General features: G+C 60.7%; 19 protein-coding genes and 1 pseudogene. 2 read left to right on the top strand and 18 right to left on the bottom strand.

Annotated features, from left to right (window positions below; translation table 11 throughout):
• The 10 genes and pseudogenes from AC04P6_RS04885 to AC04P6_RS04930 all read right to left on the bottom strand — a co-directional run.
• A pseudogene (locus tag AC04P6_RS04885) lies at positions 1-153 on the bottom strand (cysteine--tRNA ligase); the annotation flags it as partial.
• Between the two features lie 137 nt (positions 154-290).
• Positions 291-782, bottom strand: a complete 492-nt coding sequence (ispF, locus tag AC04P6_RS04890; RefSeq protein WP_475565486.1) for a 2-C-methyl-D-erythritol 2,4-cyclodiphosphate synthase — start codon at positions 780-782, stop codon at positions 291-293.
• The gene (gene ispD / locus AC04P6_RS04895) at positions 779-1,654 is read right to left on the bottom strand and encodes a 2-C-methyl-D-erythritol 4-phosphate cytidylyltransferase (protein ID WP_475565487.1); all 876 of its coding nucleotides are present in this window, start codon (positions 1,652-1,654) and stop codon (positions 779-781) included. Before ispD ends, ispF begins: the two co-directional genes overlap by 4 nt.
• Before the next feature lie 132 nt (positions 1,655-1,786).
• Entirely contained in the window at positions 1,787-4,375 is a 2,589-nt protein-coding gene (locus AC04P6_RS04900; protein WP_475565488.1) for an ATP-dependent Clp protease ATP-binding subunit, read from the bottom strand.
• A gap of 120 nt (positions 4,376-4,495) precedes the next feature.
• Positions 4,496-5,599, bottom strand: a complete 1,104-nt coding sequence (locus AC04P6_RS04905) for an ATP-grasp domain-containing protein (protein ID WP_475565489.1) — start codon at positions 5,597-5,599, stop codon at positions 4,496-4,498.
• A 77-nt stretch (positions 5,600-5,676) separates the two neighbouring features.
• Positions 5,677-6,654 (bottom strand): hypothetical protein, encoded by a 978-nt coding sequence (locus AC04P6_RS04910; protein WP_475565490.1) that lies wholly within the window; start codon positions 6,652-6,654, stop codon positions 5,677-5,679.
• Complete coding sequence (locus tag AC04P6_RS04915; protein ID WP_475565491.1) at positions 6,651-7,679, bottom strand: 1-aminocyclopropane-1-carboxylate deaminase/D-cysteine desulfhydrase; 1,029 nt, start codon at positions 7,677-7,679, stop codon at positions 6,651-6,653. Before AC04P6_RS04915 ends, AC04P6_RS04910 begins: the two co-directional genes overlap by 4 nt.
• A gap of 3 nt (positions 7,680-7,682) precedes the next feature.
• Positions 7,683-9,311 (bottom strand): hypothetical protein, encoded by a 1,629-nt coding sequence (locus AC04P6_RS04920; RefSeq protein WP_475565492.1) that lies wholly within the window; start codon positions 9,309-9,311, stop codon positions 7,683-7,685.
• 58 nt (positions 9,312-9,369) lie between these two features.
• Positions 9,370-11,250, bottom strand: a complete 1,881-nt coding sequence (locus AC04P6_RS04925; protein ID WP_475565493.1) for a L,D-transpeptidase family protein — start codon at positions 11,248-11,250, stop codon at positions 9,370-9,372.
• A gap of 232 nt (positions 11,251-11,482) precedes the next feature.
• Positions 11,483-12,541 carry a glycosyltransferase family 2 protein gene (locus AC04P6_RS04930; RefSeq protein ID WP_475565494.1) on the bottom strand — a complete coding sequence of 353 codons (1,059 nt, stop codon included), beginning with the start codon at positions 12,539-12,541 and terminating at the stop codon, positions 11,483-11,485.
• A gap of 129 nt (positions 12,542-12,670) precedes the next feature.
• Between AC04P6_RS04930 and AC04P6_RS04935 the strand changes: the two genes are divergently transcribed.
• Complete coding sequence (locus AC04P6_RS04935; protein WP_475565496.1) at positions 12,671-13,561, top strand: ATP-grasp fold amidoligase family protein; 891 nt, start codon at positions 12,671-12,673, stop codon at positions 13,559-13,561.
• Between the two features lie 3 nt (positions 13,562-13,564).
• Here AC04P6_RS04935 and AC04P6_RS04940 read toward each other — a convergent pair whose 3' ends face one another.
• The 6 genes from AC04P6_RS04940 to AC04P6_RS04965 form a co-directional block, all read right to left on the bottom strand.
• Positions 13,565-14,677 (bottom strand): DegT/DnrJ/EryC1/StrS family aminotransferase, encoded by a 1,113-nt coding sequence (locus tag AC04P6_RS04940; RefSeq protein ID WP_475565497.1) that lies wholly within the window; start codon positions 14,675-14,677, stop codon positions 13,565-13,567.
• A 39-nt stretch (positions 14,678-14,716) separates the two neighbouring features.
• The gene (locus tag AC04P6_RS04945; RefSeq protein ID WP_475565498.1) at positions 14,717-16,180 is read right to left on the bottom strand and encodes a lipopolysaccharide biosynthesis protein; all 1,464 of its coding nucleotides are present in this window, start codon (positions 16,178-16,180) and stop codon (positions 14,717-14,719) included.
• Positions 16,177-17,130, bottom strand: coding sequence for a glycosyltransferase family 2 protein (locus AC04P6_RS04950; RefSeq protein ID WP_475565499.1), 954 nt, complete (start codon positions 17,128-17,130; stop codon positions 16,177-16,179). The genes AC04P6_RS04945 and AC04P6_RS04950 overlap by 4 nt, the downstream gene beginning before the upstream one ends.
• 1 nt (position 17,131) lies before the next feature.
• Complete coding sequence (locus AC04P6_RS04955) at positions 17,132-17,512, bottom strand: DUF2304 family protein (RefSeq protein ID WP_475565501.1); 381 nt, start codon at positions 17,510-17,512, stop codon at positions 17,132-17,134.
• A 6-nt stretch (positions 17,513-17,518) separates the two neighbouring features.
• Entirely contained in the window at positions 17,519-18,196 is a 678-nt protein-coding gene (locus AC04P6_RS04960) for a glycosyltransferase family 2 protein (RefSeq protein WP_475565503.1), read from the bottom strand.
• A 62-nt stretch (positions 18,197-18,258) separates the two neighbouring features.
• Positions 18,259-19,155 (bottom strand): glycosyltransferase, encoded by an 897-nt coding sequence (locus tag AC04P6_RS04965; RefSeq protein WP_475565504.1) that lies wholly within the window; start codon positions 19,153-19,155, stop codon positions 18,259-18,261.
• Between the two features lie 110 nt (positions 19,156-19,265).
• Between AC04P6_RS04965 and AC04P6_RS04970 the strand changes: the two genes are divergently transcribed.
• Positions 19,266-20,630 carry a DUF2142 domain-containing protein gene (locus AC04P6_RS04970; protein WP_475565505.1) on the top strand — a complete coding sequence of 455 codons (1,365 nt, stop codon included), beginning with the start codon at positions 19,266-19,268 and terminating at the stop codon, positions 20,628-20,630.
• 5 nt (positions 20,631-20,635) lie between these two features.
• Here AC04P6_RS04970 and AC04P6_RS04975 read toward each other — a convergent pair whose 3' ends face one another.
• Together AC04P6_RS04975 and AC04P6_RS04980 are read right to left on the bottom strand one after the other, a co-directional pair.
• The gene (locus AC04P6_RS04975) at positions 20,636-21,226 is read right to left on the bottom strand and encodes a hypothetical protein (protein ID WP_475565506.1); all 591 of its coding nucleotides are present in this window, start codon (positions 21,224-21,226) and stop codon (positions 20,636-20,638) included.
• A 90-nt stretch (positions 21,227-21,316) separates the two neighbouring features.
• Positions 21,317-21,580, bottom strand: a 264-nt coding sequence (locus tag AC04P6_RS04980; RefSeq protein WP_475565507.1) for a hypothetical protein, incomplete at its 5' end; no start/stop codon positions are given.

Below are 21,580 nucleotides of genomic sequence, written 5' to 3' on the forward strand. Positions count from 1 at the left end.
GCGAATGGTGTCGAAGCTGATGAACGTGCGGGCATTGCCGATGTGAATGTAGTTATATACCGTGGGGCCGCACACGTACATGTGCACTTTACCCAGTTGAGCGCTCTGAAAATCTTCCTTTTCGCGCGTCTTCGTATTGTAAATGCGAATCATTAACGAGCCTATCTTCCCGTATTCCTACTGAAGAGCATGGTAGCCGATTGCCTATGGGAACGGTATGGAATCGGCGAAAACGCACGCAAAGGCACGCTTAACGCACGAATGCGCAAGCGTGCCTTTGCGTTGCCTGGTTAGTTACATCGAGCGAGCAGCGCCGTGGCCTGGGCGGAAATGCCCTCGCCGCGCCCCTCGTAGCCCAAATGCTCGGTGGTGGTTGCCTTCACCCCAACGTTCTGGACGTCGATGGCCATGGCCTTGGCAAGGTTGGCGCGCATGGCATCGCGATGCGGCGACATCTTGGGAGCCTGGGCGGAAATGACGCTATCGACGTCGACGATTTCGAAGCCAAGTTCGCGCACGTACTCGACGGCCTTCGCCAAAAGCACCATGCTATCGGCGCCTTCGTAGGCGGCTTCGGTGTCGGGGAACAGCTTGCCGATATCGCCCGCGCGGGCAGCGCCCAGTATGGCGTCGGCAATGGCATGGGCCAGCACGTCGGCGTCGGAATGACCGAGCAGCCCCTTTTCGTAGGGAATGGTTACGCCGCCGATGATGAGCTTGCGGCCTTCCACGAGCTGATGGGTGTCGGCGCCCAGGCCAATGCGCAGCTGCGGCAACGTCATTCCTGCTCACCAGCCCTTTCCTTCAGCATGGTATGCACTGCGGCGGCCAGCATGAGGTAGTCTTCGGGCACGGTGAGCTTGATATTGTCGCGCTTGCCTTCCACCACGAGCACCTTGCCGCCCAAGCGCTCGATGAGCGAGGCGTCGTCGGTGCCCACGAAGCCATCGGAAAGGGCCGAGGCATGGGCGCGACGATAGATGCCCGTGCGGAACACCTGCGGGGTCTGCGCATTCCAGAACACGGTGCGGTCGGGCGTGCCCACAATCACGCCGTTTTCGACGACCTTGAGCGTATCGACCGACGGATGCGCCACCACGGCGCCGTCGGCGTCGACGTTGCCCTTGAGCACGCTGATGGTGTGCGCGATGAGCTCGGGGCTGATGAGCGGGCGCGCGCCGTCGTGCAGCACCACGAACTCGAAGCGATCGTCGACGAATTCCAAGCCGGAAAAGGCGCTTTCCTGGCGAATATCGCCCGAGGGTGCCATGACGACGGGCGTGACGAAGGGGAATGGGTCGATGGCACGCGCCAGGTATTCCGCCTGGCGGTCTTCGGGGCACACGACCACGATGAGGCCGATATCGCCCACGGCATCGAACGCCTCGGCGGACCAGGTGAGGACGGGCTTGCCAGCGATTTCCACCAGCTGCTTGCCGCCTTCGCGGCCGAAGCGCTCGCCCTGGCCACCAGCCAGGATGATCGCCGCCGTCTTCGGGTCCTTATCGACCTTGCCTTCGAGCCCAACGAGATTCTGGGTGAGCGCATCGAAATCGATTGCGCTGATGAGAGCCTCGGGCGAGCGCAGCGCCGAGGGGGCGTAAATGGGATCTACCGTGCCCGCAAGGTTGTACTGCGCGTCTTCGCTGCGCATGGTGCGCCTCCTTTTCAATCCATAAGCGCGGGACATCCCGCGCTTACCACCCATGATACGACAAAACCCGCAGGATGCAGAATCGCGGGCAAAGAGAAGGCGCATGAGCGAGTCATGCGCCTTCGTTCGAAACTAGTTAGCGGCTCCGCTGGCCGAGGGCAATCCCCCGGCACCCGGCCCACCCGAACGCAGCGCGCGGCCGGTATCGGAAAGGTCGTAGCCATGCATGAGCAGCTCGGCATCCTGGGCGATGCTATCGCGCCTACGCGGCGCGGGAATGTCGCCCGAACCCGGCTCGAAGATGAGCTCGCCGTCTTTCAGGTCGACGTCGATAACCGAACCCGAACGCCACTTCCCTTCCAGGACCTGGTCGGAGATCGGGTCCTCCAGCAGGCGCTGGATGGCGCGGCGCAGCGGACGCGCGCCGTAGGTGGTGTCGGTGCCCTGCTCGGCGATGAAGCGGCAGGCCTCGTCGGTGATGTTGATGGTCATGTTCTGGGCGATCAGACGTTCGCGCAGGTCGGCAACCATCAGCTTCACGATCTGGCCGATTTCTTCCCTCGTGAGGCTCTTGAAGACGATCGTCTCGTCGATGCGGTTCAGGAACTCGGGGCGGAAGAGCTTCTTCAGCTCGCTCGTCACGCGGCTCTTGATTTCCGTATCGGACAGGCCAACCTGCTCGGAACCACCGAAGCCCAGCGGGGCCGTCTGAGCGATATCGCGGGCGCCCACGTTGCTCGTCATGATGATGACGGTGTTGCGGAAGTCGACCGAACGGCCCTGGCCGTCGGTGAGCCTGCCCTCTTCCAGAATCTCCAGCAGGATGTTGAAGACATCGGGATGGGCCTTCTCGATTTCATCGAACAGCACGACCGAGTAGGGGCGCTGACGCACGGCCTTGGTGAGCTGGCCGCCCTCGTCGTAGCCAACGTAGCCCGGAGGCGAACCGATGAGACGCGATACCGTGTGCTTTTCCATGTACTCGCTCATGTCGAAGCTGATGAGCGCGTCTTCGCTGTTGAAGAGGAACTCCGCCAGCGCCTTGGAGAGCTCGGTCTTGCCCACGCCGCTGGGGCCCAGGAAGATGAACGAACCGGTGGGGCGCTTCGGGTCGGCCAAGCCGCTGCGCGCGCGGCGGATGGCCTTCGAAACCGCAGTGACGGCTTCGTCCTGACCCACGATGCGCTCGTGCAGCACGTTTTCCATGCGCAGGAGCTTATCGGCCTCGGCTTCGGTAAGGTCGCTCACGGGCACGCCCGTGGTCATGCTCACCACGTCGGCGATGTCTTCGGCGGAAACCTGCTGGAGCGTCTTGTGCGACTCTTCCTCCCATTTCTGCTGGGCGGCTTCACGCTCGCGCTTCAGCTGCTCTTCCTCGTCGCGCAGCGCCGCGGCCTGCTCGAAGTCCTGGTCGGCAATGGCGCCTTCCTTCTTGTGGCGCACCGAACGAAGCTTGTCGTCGAGCGCAGCCAGCTCGGGCGGAAGGGTCATGTTGCGGATGCGCATGCGCGCGCCCGCTTCGTCCATGACGTCGATGGCCTTGTCGGGCAGGAAGCGATCCTGGATGTAGCGGCTCGAAAGCTGCACGGCTGCCTGCAGCGCGTCGTCGGTGAACTTCACGCCGTGATGCGCTTCGTAGCGATCGCGCAGGCCCTGCATGATGCGGATGGACTGCTCTTCATTGGGCTCGCCCACGGTAATGGGCTGGAAGCGGCGCTCGAGAGCGGAATCCTTTTCCACGTGCTTGCGGTATTCGTCGATGGTGGTGGCGCCGATGACCTGAATCTCTCCACGCGACAACGGCGGCTTCAGGATGCTGGCAGCGTCGATGGAGCCTTCAGCGGCACCCGCACCGATGAGCGTATGCAGCTCGTCGATGAACAGGATGATGTCGCCCTCGGAAATGACTTCCTTAATGCACTTCTTCAGGCGTTCCTCGAACTCGCCGCGATACTTGCTGCCTGCGACCAAGCTGGAGATATCAAGCGTGAAGAGGCGCTGGTTGCGAAGGATGTCGGGAACCTGGTTGCTCACGATGAGCTGCGCGAGGCCCTCGACCACAGCCGTCTTGCCCACACCGGGGTCGCCGATGATGAGCGGGTTGTTCTTCTGGCGGCGGCACAGCACCTGCATGATGCGCTCGATTTCGCCCGCACGGCCGATGACCGGGTCGAGCTTGCCTTCGGCGGCCTTCTTGGTGAGGTCGGTGCCGTATTCGGCGAGCGCGCTTTCCTTGGGCTGGGCCGCAGGGTCGGCGCCGGAGCGGCCGGCGAAGACCGAAGACTGGCCCACCAGGTCGTTCAGGGCGCTGCGCACGGCATCGCCCGAAACGCCCAGGCGACCCAGCGCGTCGATTGCCGCGCCCTCGCCCTCGCGCACGATGCCCAGCAGCAGATGCTCGGTGGAGATATAGCTCTGGCCCATCTGCATGGCCTCGCGCAGGCTGTTTTCCAGCACGCGCTTCACGCGCGGCGTGAAGCCCAGATGGCCGGACACATCGGAATCGGGGTCGATGGCAACGACCTGCTTGACGGCATGAACCGCCTCGTCGTAATGCACGTTCAAACGGTCGAGCGCCTGCGCGGCCAGACCGTCTTGCTCTTTGATGAGCGCGAGCAGAATGTGCTCGGTGCCAACATAGGGCTGATGCAGGTTTCTGGCTTCGTCTTGCGCGATCACCAGCACCTTTCTAGCCTTGTCGGTAAACTTGTCGAATGACATGTGGCTCCTCTTTTCTACAGTGGGCCCTAAATTTTTCGTACCATGCTAGCACTCAACAAAATCGAGTGCCAAAACGACACGTTCCCGTAAGAAAAGAACCAAGGAAACGCATCGGCGAATCTAACGTATGCGCGCGATGGAGATATCCTTCATGTACACGCCAGGATGCTTCACGCGCAAGGCGTCGGCAGCGGGTTCCTCGCCACGCAGCCATGCCACCAGAGCGGCAGGCAGATTCACTCCCGCCTGATGGGAAAAGGGATAGCCGCCCCCGAAACGCGCGTTCATTTCCAGCACGCGCATATCGCGGTACGTGCCATCGTCGTTGCGTACCGCAAACACGTCAACATCCATATTCCCCGGATGGGGCGCCACCTCAGCAAGACGCTGCGCAAGCTCCACGAACTCGCGGGGAGCCTCGATCATTTCCGCCACGTCAGTCTCGCCCGAACGCATGGCAAGCTTCCTGCGCACCGAGACGCCGGCGAACGTGCCGTTCAAATCGCACATCACATCCATGCCATACTCGCAGCCCTGCGCGGCCTGCTGGATGAGCACCGCATGGCTGGGGTCTTCGCCCGACTCATACTTCACGTACGACTCCATAACGCGGTCGCTCACCATATGGTACGCAAAAGCAAGCTCCCCCTGCGTGCGCGCGCAGTGGATGCCAATGGAGCCCATGCCCCATCGCGGCTTCACGAACAGGGGGAATGCCACTTCGCCCGCAGCGAGGGCACGCTGCGCATCCTCAAGCGACAGATACGTTGCCAGCGCGGGCACGCCCACACGCTCGGCAAGCCTCTGCCCCAGGTACTTGTCATTGCACGCACGTGCGACTTCGAGCGGGGCCACGACGGGCTCCACGCCAATCGCACGGAATTCGCCAGCATGCGCCGACAGAACGGGAACGTCGATATCGAAGAGCGATAGAAGCGCGCCAATGCGATGCTCCTGGCAGTACGCGAGCAGGAAGGGAATGTACTCGTCGGAATAGATGAGGGGACACACCTCGGCCGCGTCGGCCACGGCGAACGCGGGCGTAAGCGACGAGCTGTTCACCACGTGAACCGCGCCTGAACCGGCGAGCGCTTCCTGGAACCAACGGACCAGGTAGGTTCTTCGCCCTACCGACGTGATGAGCAGATTGGGGCGTTCGGGGGTAAGCCCCGTTGCGCCAGCGGTAAAGCCAGCGCCCGAAATGCCCTGCTTGCCGATTTCCATATCGAGCCCCTTCATCACGCAATCCAACATGCCTGCCGTTGTGCAATTCGCCGATTATAGACCAGCCCATCGCGCCGCTACGAGAAAAACAGCCCCTTGCAGTCCTCGACGAATGCACGCGCCTGGGCGCGGCTCTCCTCGTTTCGCGCAGCGTAGTAGGCGCGCGCATCGTCGCGCGTGCGCTCGGAATACGCCAGCTGCTCGGGGCTAAACCCGAATGCGACGCCATACATCTTGTAGTCATCGGCGTAGTAGTCATCGTACGTCTTGCCCGGCTCGGGAACCACTACCGAAACGCATCCGCAAATGCTCGCAAGCGTGGAATACGCGGTTTGCATGTCGTAGCTCACGCAGCGCTCGCACTCGTTGAACACGCGCACCTTTTCGGCTTCCGACAAATCGTCCACCACGATGCCGTCGAACGACTCGGGCAGGTCGGCGCGATTCGCGCCCTTCCGAATGACGTAGCACGTGCCCGAGCGCGTGCCGAAATTCGTCTGCTTGTACAACTCGAGGTCGTAATATGGCGTTGTGAGCTGGCGTCCCTCCGGGTTCAGGTCTACGTCGTTAAACGGCTGCATATAGCAATAGAACACATCGCCGGCATCGTATGCCACGCCGGGACGGTCTTTGTACGTGTAGTGATACAGAAGCCAACGCACCACATGCGAAGCGTGCAGCGGATTGCCGACGATGTTGTCGGAGTACACCACCACGTCATCCCGTCCCACCATAGGCAGCCATTTGCGCTTCACGCCACGCACCGAGACGTTCACGTATCCCTTGAACAGCGGATTATTCAGAAACGGCTTCTCGCCGAAGAGCTTCACCAGCACAACGCGCACCGTATCGGTTACCGTGAACACGATCTGCTGGCGCCAGAAATACGCCTTCCTACCCGGCTCGTACTTCCGCTCGCCGGGATAGAACACGCGCGCACGATAGCCCAGCTCGGAAACGTATTTGGCGAGGGCATGCAACACGATGCCGCCACCACCGCTCTGGCGGGGCGACACGATGACGAACTGGGGCTTGCGGGGAAACCGGCGCGTCATGCACGCACCGCGCCTTTCGCGGCAGCAAGGGCGTCGAAGAAGAGGGGCGCGCCGCCCGTATGCAAAAACAGCACGCGTTTCCCATGGATGTCGTTCTGGGAAAGATGGCGAAGCATGCCATCGAACCCCTTCCCCACATACGTCTCGTCGAGGGGCATGCCCGCATACTCGAACGCGCGACGAATCGTCTCGCGCTCGCCCTGACTCGCGCACCCGTAGCCACCATGCAGGTACTGATCGGACACATGAATGCATCCGGCCAGGTTAAAAGGCACTTCGGCGTCAACCGACGACAGGTACGCCGAGCAATACTCCTCGATATGCCCGGAAGCCGCTTCGGCGGAGCGCGCCACGGAAATGCCGACGATAGTGCGACGCGCGCCTTCCAGCAAGCTGCCGCACACAAGACCCGCCTGCGTCATGCCCGTGCCCGTGGGCAGGAAGATGTAGTCGAATGCGGCGCCAACCTGGCGCTCCCACGCCCGAATCTCGTCATACGCATGCACATACGCGCTCACGGGAACGGCTTCGTTGCCCTTTCCAAGCTTATTGCCATAGATGTAATACGGGCGGTACCCGCGCTTGCGCAAGTCGCACAGCGCCTGCGTAACCGCATAGGACACGTCGCCCTTATCGCATGCGCGCACTTCGGCGCCCAAGCGCTTGCACAGCGCGGCATTGAACGACGCCGGTCGCGAGCCGTCCTGCTCGCCCGGGGAAATGATGATGCACGGCATGCCTGCACGGGCAGCGCCATTCGCCATGACGCGCGCAAGGTTCGAACGCGTGCTGCCATACGCAACGATGGCGTCGAAACCGCGATTCCACGCATCAGCGAAGAAGCACTGCGCGATGCGCGCCTTATTGCCGCCAAACGAAAAGGGTATGAGGTCATCTCGCTTCACGAACAGGCTGCAATCGCAATCGAACCCATCGACGGGAAGCACGGGCGTGGGCGCGACAAGCGTGCCATCGGCGTGAAAACCCGGAAGCGCATCGAACGGCGTCTGCTGGGAACTGATCATGGTCTACGAATTCCCTCCTTGCGTGGGCATCAGCACGTACGTTTCGGATAAGTCGCTCTCGTACGCCAAGGCAGGCGCTTCCAACCCCAGCGAATCGGAAAGCCATTCGAGCATGACCTCCGGATCGGGCGACGTCGAATACGTTTGAATGTACACCACAACCGGCGTGCCGGCAGGGTACGACGCCAGATAATCGCCCACCAGACTGCGGCTCTGGTCGTAGGGCCCATCGGCATTCACCGTGCAGATGGAATCGTATGCCACGAGCTGCTCGAAGTCGTTCGTCATGGCCGCATCGCGATACGTCGACACGAAATAGAGCACGGGGCAGTCGGCATGCTCCTGAGCGAACGCGGTGCGCTCGGGGTCTTGGGGCATCATATAGTTCGGCTTGACGACGAACGCGCCCAGACATACGGACGAAAGCGCCACGAGCACGCAACAAAGCGGCAACAGCGCAGGCGAGCGATCGAATGCGCCCAGCCTGGCCGCCCAAACCGCAAGCACGCCCACGATGAGGCACATGAGGGGAATGACCGAAAACGTATAACGCTCGTCGTGGTAGCCCCATACGATGCGCACGAGGAAGTAGGCGGCGAACGCGGGAACCACGATAATCCACGCCATGGCGTCGATTCCGCACTCAAGACGACCATCGCCGCGCATGCGCACGAGGCGCCACACGATGCACGCAACGAGCACGGCGGAAACCGCGCACATCATGAAACACGACGTGACGAGATACTTGAACGCCGCGGCCACCAGATAGGCGACAGACGGCGTGGAATCCACCGGAGCGAACCGGTCGGTGACGCTGGTCATCTGCTCGAATACGGCCGGGAACGTTGCAAGCATGGCGAGACCCGCCGCCACAACGACCGCCGCGAACACCAGCGCACGGCGTATCTCGCGCTTTGCCAGCACGAGGTAGCCCACATACGCCGCCGCAAGAAGAGCCAGGTAGAATACAAAAAGATACTGCGTGAGCATGCCGCAATACGCCGCGGCGAACACGAAGGCGTAGCGCGCAGCGCCCCCATTGCGATGCAGGCGCAGCAGGGCATACGCCAACAGCACCGTGAACAGCGACATGAGCATGTACATGCGTATGAGCACGAGCGTGGAAAGGCACGCCTGGCTCATTCCGTACACGAGCATCACGAGCACGGAAGCGGCCCTATCTTCCAGCAACTCCCGCGAGAGGCGATACAGGAAATAGAGCGTGAGCCCGAAGAACACGAGATTCACCGCCAGGCCCATCCACATGGAAAAGACGCCTGGGAACAGCGACGACACCAGATGGATCACGCAGTAGTAAAGCGGCGGATGCACATCTTTCGACTGATTGTAGAAAACCGAATCGAACGCGAATTGCTGACCCTCGTCGACCTGCACGTATTCCAGCAAGTCGCCGCGGCTGATAACCCTTCCCGTAATATCGTCGTCGTACGCGCTTTTCAGGAAAGGCGAATAATAGCCGTTCGAAAGCCCGTAGGTATATATTTCGTCGACGAAGTAACCCGACTTCGCGATGCAGAACGCAAGCCCCACGGCAAGCGTGGCAGCAAACGCGAGAACAACGAGAAGCGACGGCCGCAACGCATTCTTACCCTGCCCAGCCGTTGTGATCACTCCCCCATTCGCTCCCTTGCATACCGGGGATATTCTACACTATCCCCGGTCGCAGGCGTTACGGGCGGTAGTTGTGGATGGTGGTGCCCAGCGGGACGTTATCGTATACCCACTGCGCGTTCTTCCATTCCAGGCGAATGCAGCCATGCGAGAGATGCTGGCCAAGCTCTTTCTTCGATTCCAGAATGCTGTGCACGGCATAGGGGCCGGTGTACTTCGTGGCCCACTGCGACGAATACTCGGGCTCGCCCGCCCACATGAGGTAGCGCTCGTGCGACTGCGTGGTCCACGTGCCGGTGGGCGTGCGGTAATCGCTGCGCCCCACGACGCACTGCCAGAAATACTTGTACTGCCAGAAGCCCTTGTAGCCTACGAACACGCCGAACCAGCAGTTCGTAACGTCGGTGACGAGCAGGTAGCCCGTAGAGCTGCTCTTGCTCTGGGCGCGCAGGAACATTTCGAGCTGGACGCCGGAATAATCGTACGACCGCGTGATCTTGCCGTCGTTGTCGGCGTGATGCAGCTCGCCATTGCGCGCAACATAGCCGTTGCGAAGCACGTAATACACGTCGTTGATGCCGTAGTACAGCGAACCGTCGACGGTGAAATAGCCCTTGCGCGCGCCATAGAAACCGCCGCTGGCAACGCTCTGCACGTAATAGCGCTGGAAGACGCCATTATCGTAGGCCTTCGATACCACCCAGCCGGCGTTGGCGGGCATCTTACCGTCGTTATCGGCGAGCAGCATGCGCGAGCCGTACAGCATCTTGCCGCGCAGCACGTAGCCCTTGTTTCCCAAGCCGAAATACGGAGTTCCGCCTACCTTGAAGAAACCGGAACGCATGGCATGCTTGTCGCCATCGTAGTAATAGCGCTGGAAGGAACCGTCGTACGCCTTGGTGACAAGCCAGCCCGTTGCGCCATCGGACGTAGATGCGAGCTTGCCATTGTTGTCGGCGACGTACACATAGCCCGCGCCGTTATCCCACTTGCCACGCACGATGACGCCGTTCGGCTTTGCGTACGCCGTGTAACCAGAGCCTTCCGAAGCGGCAACCAGGCGCGACTTGGCGATGGACGCCTTCGAGTCGATCCAGTAGCGCTCGAGGGAACCCGTCCATGCCGAGGTAACGAGCCAGCGCGCCGTGAACGGAAGCGAAGCGCCGTTCGTCGCATACCAGGCAATGCCTTCGGCGCTCCAACCGTTCTTCACGAGCATGGCGTTCTCGGAAGCCGAGGTGGTGTAATTGTGGGAGCCGGCCTTGGCGTTCTTGTTGTACTCGCGATACACGCTAACGCCCGTGTCTTCCGAATCGGAATACCAGCCAATGCCCTCGTACAGCCAGCCCTTCTTCACCAAGCCGTCGCGTTCCTTCTCGGACGTGGTGTAGAAATGGTCGCCCGCATTGCGGTTGTACAGGCGATACACGGGGATGTTCGACGTGGAGGGAGCCACCCAGCCAATGCCCTCCCATTGCCAGCCCGCGCCAGCAACGTTCATGGCCTCGGATTCGCTCGACGTATAGAAATGCTCGCCCGAATTGGGGTTGTACAGGCGATACATATTCACATGCGTATCTTCGTAGGAAGGAGCTTCCCCATCGGAAGCAGCGGAAAGACCCGATTCGGCTTCTGCGGGCTCTTCCGCCTTCGCAACCGGGGCCGTAGCGGGAACATCGCCCGAAGCGGCAACGGAGCCTGCGGCATTCTGCGCGCCATCAGCCGCAGGAGCCGCTTCTTCAGCGGCGGCAGGAGCGGAAGCCTCCTCGCCAGCAGTCGCAACAAACGCCGCAGGATCGCCAGCAGCGGGCTTTGAAACCTCCTGCGCGCTAGCAGGCTCGTCCGAGGAAACAACAGGGTCTTCAGGGCTCGGACCATCAATCGCCTGAACGGCAAGCGATTGGTCGCCAGGGTTTTCGGCCGCATGGGCCGCAGACACGGGAAGCGCGCAGCAGCACGCTGCGACCGCAATTGAAAAAGCAAAGGCAATGATAGGCTTGCGCCTAGCGAAGAACATCGAATCGTTCGCCATGGTATCCCCCACCCGATGAATATGTGCGTAGTCCGTTCAGTATACTCCAGCGGCACCCATGAAAGCACTACTTCATTGAGGCGAACCGAAGGGCCCAAGTAAGAGCTCAAACGGGGAATTCCGAGCTATCTACCAGGGATTACGCCTTCCGGGCCTTGGCAAGACCGCGCTTCAGATACCAGTACAGGGGAAAATAGATATGACGCCGAAGGAGGGCTATCTCGGCACGCGTTTTCGCGTCGAGCGGACGGTCGTCGATGCAGCGAATCGCCGTCGCGAACGGCTCCGTCTGGCAGAGGTCGGCGAACGAGCGCTTGGTTTCCACCCCCAGCTGCCTCCAAACGGGGGGAATGCAGTCGACGCACGCCATGTAGAACGTATTGCGCAGAAACTCGGCATGGTGCTCTTCCATGAACTTCTGCACCGCGCCGTAGTACGTCAGCGTCTTCTTCAGCGACTCGGGGTCGTGACGGCGCGTAGCCGACGCGGAGTTGATGCGGTACTCGTACACGGGCACGTGGCAGCAGGCAACGCACGATGCGGCATCGAAGCAATGCAAGTTGAACGCCACATCCTGGGAGCGACGCAACGCCACGTCGCTGAGCAGGCTATTCGCCTCGAGGAATTCCCTACGGTACATGCGCGCCCACACGGCGCCAGCCAGGCCATCGCCCCGGCTGCCATCGGGTTCGATATTCGAAAGCACCATGTTCAGCAGGTACTCGCGGTCGGCATGGCCGAAGTAGGTGCGCTCGTCGGCGAAGTTCACGCGCACGCGCCGCGCATCGCCGTCGGCCTCGACGAAATCGCCCACCACGATATCGGGCACGCGCCCTTCGCGATTGGGCACAGCGCACGACAAGAGCGCATCAAGCGCGCCAGGCAGAAGGCGGTCGTCGGCATCCATGAAGCAAACCCACGTGCCGCGCGCCTTCAGCACGCCAGCGTTGCGTGCCGCCGCCGCACCGGCGTTTTCCTGGTGCAGTACCGTAACGCGAGTGTCTTCCTCTGCCAGCTCGCGTGCCACGCGCAGCGTGCCATCGGCGCTTCCATCGTCGACGATGAGCACTTCCATCTGGAAAAGCCCCTGCTCGAAAATGGACTCGACGGCCTCGCGCAGGCTATCTTCCACGTTGTACGCGGGAATGAGCACCGTTACCAGCACATCGCCGTTGCGCGCATCGTTATTCGGAACCACGTAGCATCCTTCCAAACCGCGGGCCATGCACCCGGCCGCCCATTCCTTCGAAGCCCGATTATAGCCCAGAGCAAAATGGGCTGCTGTATAATCGGATGCCGTCCGGCCAGCTAGAAGGAAGCATCCGTCGTGAACCGCCTATTTCGCCTTGCCAGCTATTGGATCCATCGCCATCTTCACCCGGTGAACGAGCGCACGCTCTGCAGCAAGAGCCTGCTCGAGCGCGAACTCGACTGGGCGTATTACGCACGCTACGGAACGCACCCCAACCTAACGGACCCCACCTCGTTCAACGAGAAGATGCAGTGGCTGAAGATCCACGACGCAACGCCACTGAAAACCATATGCGCCGACAAGATCGCAGCACGCCCCTACGTAGAGGAGCGCGTGGGCAGCAGCGTCCTCCCCCAGGTATTCCACGTGTGGGACGACGCAAACGACGTGGACTTCGCGGAATGCCCACGCTCCTTCGTGCTAAAGGCGAACCATGGATCGGGCATGATGCTCATGGTGGACGATGCACGGGCCCTTGATATGACGAGCGTGCGAAGCGCCTGCTCGCAGTGGCTCGATACCGACTTCGCGCTCACCATGCTGGAAAGCTGGTACGCCAACATCCCGCGCAAAGTGTACGCCGAAGAGCTGCTTGGCGACATCGAATGGGAATACCAGGTATGGTGCTTCAACGGCAAAGCCCAGTACGTGGGCGCCATGCACGACCCGCACGGAAGAAACGAAAAGCAGTTCTTCTCGCCTACATGGGAGCGCCAGCCGTTCGTATCGTCATTGCCCGTCCTCGAGGGGGACGTTCCCCGCCCCAACAACCTGGATACCATCCTGGAATACTCCGAACGCCTCGCCGCCGATTTCGCGTTCGTGCGCGTGGACTGGTACAGCTGCACGCAGGGGTTGAAATTCAGCGAGCTCACCTTCACCCCCGCAGGCGGGTTCGTGCAGTGGACCCCACGGGAATACGACGAGAAGCTGGGGCAGTTGCTCGAACTGCCGAAAGACGCGTAAGCCCTACGCCCTGGCGCACGCCAAGACGATGTCGCAGATGCGGTCGACGTCATCCAGGGAAAGCGATGCGTACATCGGCAGCGTGAGCACGCGGTTCGCCACATCGCGCGCGACGGGCGTGAGCGCGCTGGAATACGTATCGCGATAGCATGCATAATCGCTGATGAGCGGGAAGAAATACTTGCGCGCGCCGATGCCCTGCGCCGCGAGCGCCTCCTTCACGTCGTCGCGCCCGGCGCCGAAGGCGTCTTCGAAGATCACGGGGAAATACGCGTAGTTATGCTTCACGTTCGCGGGCACCTCGAACAGCTTCAGCCCCTCTATGCCGCGCAGGCGACTCATGTAGCGCTCGTACACGCCCTTGCGCAGGGCGATTTCACTATCGAGATGACGTAGGTTGCAGATGCCCATCGCCGCGCAGAATTCGTTCATCTTCGCGTTCCCGCCCACGTATTCCACGTCTTCGGGACCGATGATGCCGAAGTTCTTCCACTGATTCAGCACGTCGTACAACGAAGAATCGCGGAAGCACACCGCCCCGCCCTCGATCGTGTTGAACACCTTGGTGGCATGGAAACTGAACATAGCCGCATCGCCGAAAGCACCCGCGGACACGCCGTCGCGCTCGACGGCGAATGCATGCGCCGCATCGTAGATGACCTTCAAGCCGTGCCTGTCGGCTATTTCCCGAATCGCCTCGACATCGCACAGGTTGCCGTATACGTGCACGGGCAGGATTGCGCAGGTACGGGGCGTAATGAGCCGTTCGATTGACGCCGGGTCGAGCGTGCAATCGCTGCGGCGAATATCAGCGAAAACCGGCGTGAGCCCCTTGCGCACGATGGCATGCGTGGTGGACGCGAACGAAAATGGCGTGGTGATGACCTCGCCCTCCAACTGCAGCGCTTCCAAAATGCACTCGAGCGCGTTGTGCCCGTTCGTGAACAGCGCGATATTCTGAATGCCCAGGCGCTCCTTCAGCTGCGCCTCGAACAGCGCATGCTTCTCGCCCATGTTGGTAAGCCAATGCGATTCCCACAACGGGGCGATCTCATCCGCAAACTCCTGAAACGGAGGAAGCGAGGAGCGGGTTACCAGAATGGGCTCTGCGGACATGTGATTCCTTTCGCGTAAACGTCGTTGCCAGTATACGACTTAGCGGGCCCGCCACGAGGAAATGCCCTGGCGCACCAGGTTCACCAGGTACTCGAACTCCTCGACGTGGAACAGCTTCGCGAGAAGCGCGTAGACGGCAACGAACACGACCACCTGCACGGCAATCTGGCCAAGCGCGGGCAATCCAAGGAAGGAAAATGGAACCGACGCGCCCATGGCCACGATCGTTAGCACGATGCCCGGCGCGATGTCGCGCAGCTGTTCCCAATAGGAATACCCGATGACGCGCTTGTTCGGGTGCGCGTTCACGAACGTGGAGATTACGCCCGAGAGGATATACGCGCCCACCATGAGGTAAATGTCCTGCAGAACCAGGCCGAAGAACAGGATGAACGCGATACCGTAGCACTTCTTGATGACCTCGAGCTTCAAGAACAGGTCGCTGCGCCCCATGCCGTTGAGCGTCTGCAAGTTCGTGGTGTGAATGGGCAACATGGCGTATACGACGCAGTACATCTGCATGAAGGGAACGCAGGGAAGCCACTGCTCGCCCAGCAAGACCAGGACGATGGGCTGGGCGGTTACGGCGAACAGGCCCATAGCCGGCAGAATGAGAAAGGTGCTCGTCTTGATAGCGCGGCGCACCAGGCCCTTCACGTTGGAAAGGTCGTCTTTCGCGCGGGCCACCGCCGACATCATGACCGGCTGAATGGCCCCATCGAGCGTGGTGCCCAGCGCAGCCGGATACTTCTTGCCCTGGGAAACGAGGCCGAGCTGCCCCTGCGAGAACTGCTTGCCGATGATGAGGTCGGACAGGCTTTCGTACCCCGTCTGCAGCAAACCCGACGCAAGCAGTTTCCACCCGAACGAGAAATGCACGTACGCACGCTCGGCGCTGAACGTGAACTGCGGGAGCCAGCGATTCTGAACGAAGAGTACGGAGCTGTATATCACCTGATAGGCAAGCTGTTGAATAACGAGCGACCAAAGCCCCGCACCCAGCATGGCGGCCAGGATGCCCAGGAAGCCCGATGCGACAACCGAGGAAACGCCCGCCCAGAATATCTTGCGGAATTGCAGCTCGCGTTGCACGCCCGCAACCTGCACGGAATTGAACGCATTGATGAACAGGATGATCGTGAGCACGCGCAACGGGGCAACGAGGGCATCGTACTGGTAGAACGACGCAACGGCGGGTGCCGCGAAGAACACGATTGCGTAGAGAATGGCGGCCGTGATGAAGCACATCCAGAAAACGGTGCTGAAATCCTCGCGCTTCACGTTCGACGCCTGCACGAGCGACGTGTTCAGCCCCGACTGCACGATGACGTTACCCAAGTTCACGAATACGAGCATGATGGCCAGCGCGCCGAAGTCGTCGGGCGAGAGCAAGCGCGCGAGCACGATTTGCACCACGAGCGCCACGAGCGACGTGCCGCCACGCTCCATGAGCTTCCAGATCATGGAGGATATCGTGCGTGCCTTCAGCGTCTCGGCCCTCATCGGCGCATCCCCAGAGACAGAAGAATCTGCACGACGCGCTTCGCGAGCGTGCCACGCCAAAAGCCGTCGCGCCCCAACGTGCCGATGCGCGCAGCGGGACCCCACTCGAGCATGTGCCCAAAATCGAGCGCAAGCGCATACGCCCTGTTAGGCAGAACGTCTTCGTACGTATCGGCGAAGACGCGTGCCTGATCGTGGGCGGCACGCACGCCACCCACGGTTTCACGAGCATGAGACGCACGGTCAGCAAGCGAATAGCGTTGCGCCCCGAGCGAATTGCTCTCATGCTGACGATACATCATTGTGGCCTGGGGCAATACGGCCACGGCACCCATGGATGCCGCCACGAGCATGGTCCACCAGTCATGCATCTCCACCGCGGCGAGGCCCTCCTTCGGGGCGCGCACGCTCATGAAGCACGCACGGTTCACGAGCATGGTGCACCCGGGCGCCATATTCTCGACTAGCAGATTGTTGAACTCGACGTTTTGGATATCGCGTGCGGTATACGCCAGGTACGAGGGCGCGATTTCCGAGGCATCCTCGGCTACCACACGCGCATCAGTGCAGATGGCAGCTGGAGCACCGTCGAGCACCTCTTCCAGCTTGGCAATCGCCTCGAGCGAGGACGAGAGCTTGTCGGGAAGCCAAACATCGTCTTGGTCGCAGAACGCGAAGTAATCGAATTCCGCTTCATGCTCCTGGCAATACGCGATGAGCGAGAAGAAATTCTGCTTGGCGCCACCCAGGCGCTCTTCCGCGCGCATCACGACGAACCGCTCATCAGCTTGCGCATATTCCTGCAAAGTGGAAAACGTCGCATCGGTCGAGCGATCATCCTGCGCAACGCACACCCAATCGCGGTGGGTTTGCGCAACGAGGGAATCGAGCTGCTGACGCAGAAAACGCTCGCCCTGGTACGTGGCAAGCAGAATGCAAACGCGCGCCATGCTACTTCGCCTGCTCCGACGCGTCGTCTTCCGGCGCATCCTTGCGTTCGTAATGGTCGAGCTGATTGATGGCCACCTGCTCGGCAAGCTCTTGCACGCGGCATTCCAGCTGCGACACGCGCCTGCTGCCCGCGAAGTTCTTCAGGATGAGCACGAAGATGAAGAACAGGAAGATGAAATTGACGGGCGCCATGAAGCCGAAGGCATCCGATGCGAACACGGCGATTTCGGGGAAGATGCTCAAGAGGAGAATGATGAGCGAAAACGCAACCCAGAACAGGGAATCCTCGATGCGCATCTTCGAACGCTTGATGCTGTACAGCAGAAACGCCACCAGGAACACGGCGGCGACGATGAGGACGATTCTTAGGGCAAGGGACATGGCGGCCTACCTGAAAAACTGAATGAGCAGCACGGACAACGCGGTGCGCAGCATGTAGATGCTCGCGGACCACGGATTGAAGTAGCTGGTGCCCGCTGTGCGCTCCGCCATTTCGACGGGGACTTCCACGATGCGCGCGCCCTTCTTGCGAATGAGATACGACAGCGTATCGGGCTCGGGCCCCAGATTGGGACCATACGCGAGCTCCTTGATCATGCGACGATTGTACGCGCGCATGCCCGACGTTGGGTCGGTGATGCGCGTTCCCGTGGTGAGCCGGATCATGCCGCTGATGAGCGAGCCTCCGAAGCCGCGCAAGCCCGAAGGTTTGCGCTTGTCGACGAATCGGGAGCCGATGGCAATATCGCTGCTGGAAAGCTGGGCGACAAGCGCGTCGAGATACTGCGGCAAATGCTGTCCGTCGGCGTCGAACTGGATGACGCAGTCATAGCCATTGCGGTACGCGTACTTCAAGCCAGCCTGAAACGCACCGGAAAGACCCAGGTTGATGGGCAGATCGAGAAAGCGATACCCACGACGGCGGCAAATTTCGGCCGTGGCATCGCGGGAGCCGTCGTTCACGACAACATACGAATACGCGGGGTATTCGGCAACGAGCTCGTCGATGACGCGCTCGATGTTCTCCTCTTCGTTGTATGCGGGAATGACGAGAAGGGTTTTCATGCCCCCGCCTTATCAAAACCAATCATGAACTGCAGCTTTCTTCCCTTGCCTTGCAAGCAGGCCTATTTTATCCCATTGCGGGCGCACGCATCCACGCCCCGCCGCCATCCGCGCCTGAAATCACGCAGGAGGGCGAAACGGCGACGCTCGAACAGCAGATTGCTCACGAATTCCTTCACGATGCAGCTGCGCTCGGCGGCGTACTCCGACGTGCCACGATACTTCCGCAGCACGATAGCCCACGAACGCGCCTTGTCTTCCCTGCGGAAGTCGCTATGGTTCGTACGGTACATCTGCTTCAGGTGGAACCCACGCTCCCGGCTGAACCACGGCACCTTGCGTGCGTATTGATTGTCGCCAATGGCATGCGCCAGCGCCACTTCGTGCGTCTGCAGGATGCGGAAGCCATGCAAGCGCAAGTTGGCGCAGAAATCCATGTCGACCCAGTCCACGAAGAGCATCTCATCGAACCCGCCCACCGCATCGTACGCGGCAATGCTCACGAGCGAACCCGAGTTGATGGCACGAGGAACCTCGACAACGGAAGACGAAGTCTGCAGCGTATCGCCCTCCAGGTAGTTGCCGATGAGGGGGCAGACCAAGCCAACGCCTTCGCCCAGATGGCAGGCAAGAGTCTGCACCATGTCCAGAGTAGACGTGCTGTCCTCGTCAAGCAGCAGCACAGCCACTGCCCCCGCATCGCGCGCCGCTTGCACGCCACGGTTCAATGCAGCCGCCACACCCAGATTCTGCCCATTCTCGACCACCGTGCAGCCGGGAAAGCTGGAAGCCAGTTCGCGAATGGGCTGCATGTCCTGCGAGCCATTATCAACCAAGAACACGCCTGCCACCTGGCCGTTCACTGCCTGCAGGTTCTCGCGCAGGCGCACGAGGTCGGGGTTGAACGTAATAACCGTGGCGTAGATGGGCTCTTGGGTGTATGTCGAGGTAGTTTTCACGGCGCTTATTCTATCGCACCTGCGCAAATGCGCGCACGCGGCACATTTCGCACGCAGGCGCATATGTTGCATGGTATCGTTTTGCAAAACGGAAACGACCTGGGGGAACCGTGAGTACGAGCAAGCGCATTGGATTCGACATCGCCTTCGCCATCATCAGCGTGGTCTTCCTGATCGTGGGCATATTTGCCTCACCGCTGTTCAACGTCCCCGACGAAGAGTCTCATTTCTGCCGCGCATACCAGGTATCGGAAGGCTGCCTGGTTTCGTACGCCGACCCTTATGACCCCGACAACGGCCTGATGGGAGGCGTATTACCCATCGCCGTTGCCGTACCCGACGAGCTCGCCCGAACGCACACCCACGCCGACGTAGCCGACTACGCAACCCGCACCATCGACGATGACGACCGGTCGTTCGTTTCGTTCCGCAATACCGCGCTCTACAGCCCCGTTTCCTACGCACCGCAAGCTGCAGGCATTGCCATCGCGCGCCTGTTCACCGGCAATGCTGCCGCCCTCGCCTACGCAGGGCGCTTCATGAACTGGCTGGCAGCGGTCGCCATCATCTTCCTCTGCCTGCGATTTCTGCCTACGGGCAAGCCCATCGCCTTCGCACTCGCATTGCTGCCCATGATGCAGCAAGAGCTGTTCTCGCTGGCCACCGACGGCATGTCGTTCGCACTCTGCCTGGCCATCGTGACCTGTGCGCTCTATTGGCGCGAACAAGACCGCACCATGGGCCTTCGCCACCTGGCGCTCATCGCGGCTATTGTGCTTTCGCTTTCCCAGTTCAAGATCGTTTACGTGCCCATTTGCCTTGCACTATTCCTCATTCCCGTGGAGCGCTTCGGCGGAAAAGCACGCTACGCATGTTCGGTGGCGTGCATCGCCGCGCTGGGAATCGCCGGTTGCCTGGGTTGGCTTTCCATTTCGTCGGATATCTTGGCGCACGAAGCGCTGGGCACGGGCGTAGACCCTGATGCCCAAATGGCGTACGTGCGCTCGAACCCACTTGCATTCGTTGCGGCCATGGCGCGTACCTTCGCCGTGAACCTGCCGTTCTACCTGGAATCTTCCACTGCAGACTATCTGGCCTGGATGGGCATACGCACGAGCCCGCTCATCGTGATTCTGTACTTGCTGGTCCTGGCGGCCGCAACCATTTCGGGAACCGAGCCCTTGAAGCGGCCATTCACCCCGCGCACGCGCTTAGCACTCGCGGGCATCGCGATTCTGATCTGCGCGCTCATCTACGCCAGCCTGTACCTGCAGTACACGCCCGTGGGGTCTTCCATGGTCGGCGGCACGCAAGGCCGCTACTTCATCCCACTCTACCTGCTGATTATGCTTGCGGGCCTGTCGAATAGGAACCTGCTGCCCGCCAAGCTTGGCAGCCCCCTACGCTGGCTCCCGCCCGCATCGCTCATCCTGGGCCTAGCCACCGGCTTCACCACCATCGCCCACGTCATGTAGGAGGACTAGTAAATCCCGCGATCGAAATTCCTATTGGGAATTACGCCAGCTTCAACAACTCCCCCCGCAAATTCGTCCGCAAACAATAAGCTGCCATCGAAAGAATCAACAACGTCGATTCGCTCGCATTTGAGCCGACCTTGACGGTCCCTTCCGAGCCATAAACTAAGTTCGACGTACGCTCCCTGTTCCAGCGGGCCAACAGGAAGTTCGTATTTTCCATCGGCCTCATCCTCGCAATAGAGCGTCACAACGTTCTCACCATTGAAATGTCTATTGCGATAAAAAACCCATTCAGAATTAAGTTCCTCACCAGGCTCATCATCGGGGTACATTACCAGCACGTCCGAATCAGGACAGAGGGAGACGACAGCAGTATATGTCGATGAGTCGTAAGAGAGTACCTGGCCATGCGCGGTATGGGGATACGTCCAGTAGCTATACCCTGTAGTCATGCCTGTTTCCGCACGATGAGGCGAACAGCCGCTCACACCTAGCGTGAATGGCAGGAAAGCGACTGCGATAAATACCGCGCGCAAGAGAAACGCTCCGGCAAAAGGTTCTCGTATTAAAGGCCGAGCAGCATACAATGCCATGGGTCGCGCACCTCGATTGTACGAACGGGCAAGCAACTTCGAACAGCAAAACTCGCCGCTATTGTTCGCCTTCGAGAGGGAAACGTCAACCTAGCGCGTTTCGAGCCAGTCGATGATGCGGTCGATTTCGCGAACGTCGGTGCCGCCGGTGGCGGAAGTATGGTCGGCGGCCAAAAGAACGATGAAGTACGTTTCACCGTTCACGCTGGCCTTGGCAAGCATGGATTCGCGTTCGTTCGTACCTGTCTTTATGCAGGTGAAATCGTTGCTGCCAAGCCTCTGCCCCGAAATGGGCGCGTCGGCAGCCGCGGCGTTCAACGTAAGCAGCATCATGTCGTTGGCGGTGGACTGGTT

Source organism: Denitrobacterium sp. (assembly GCF_056180635.1).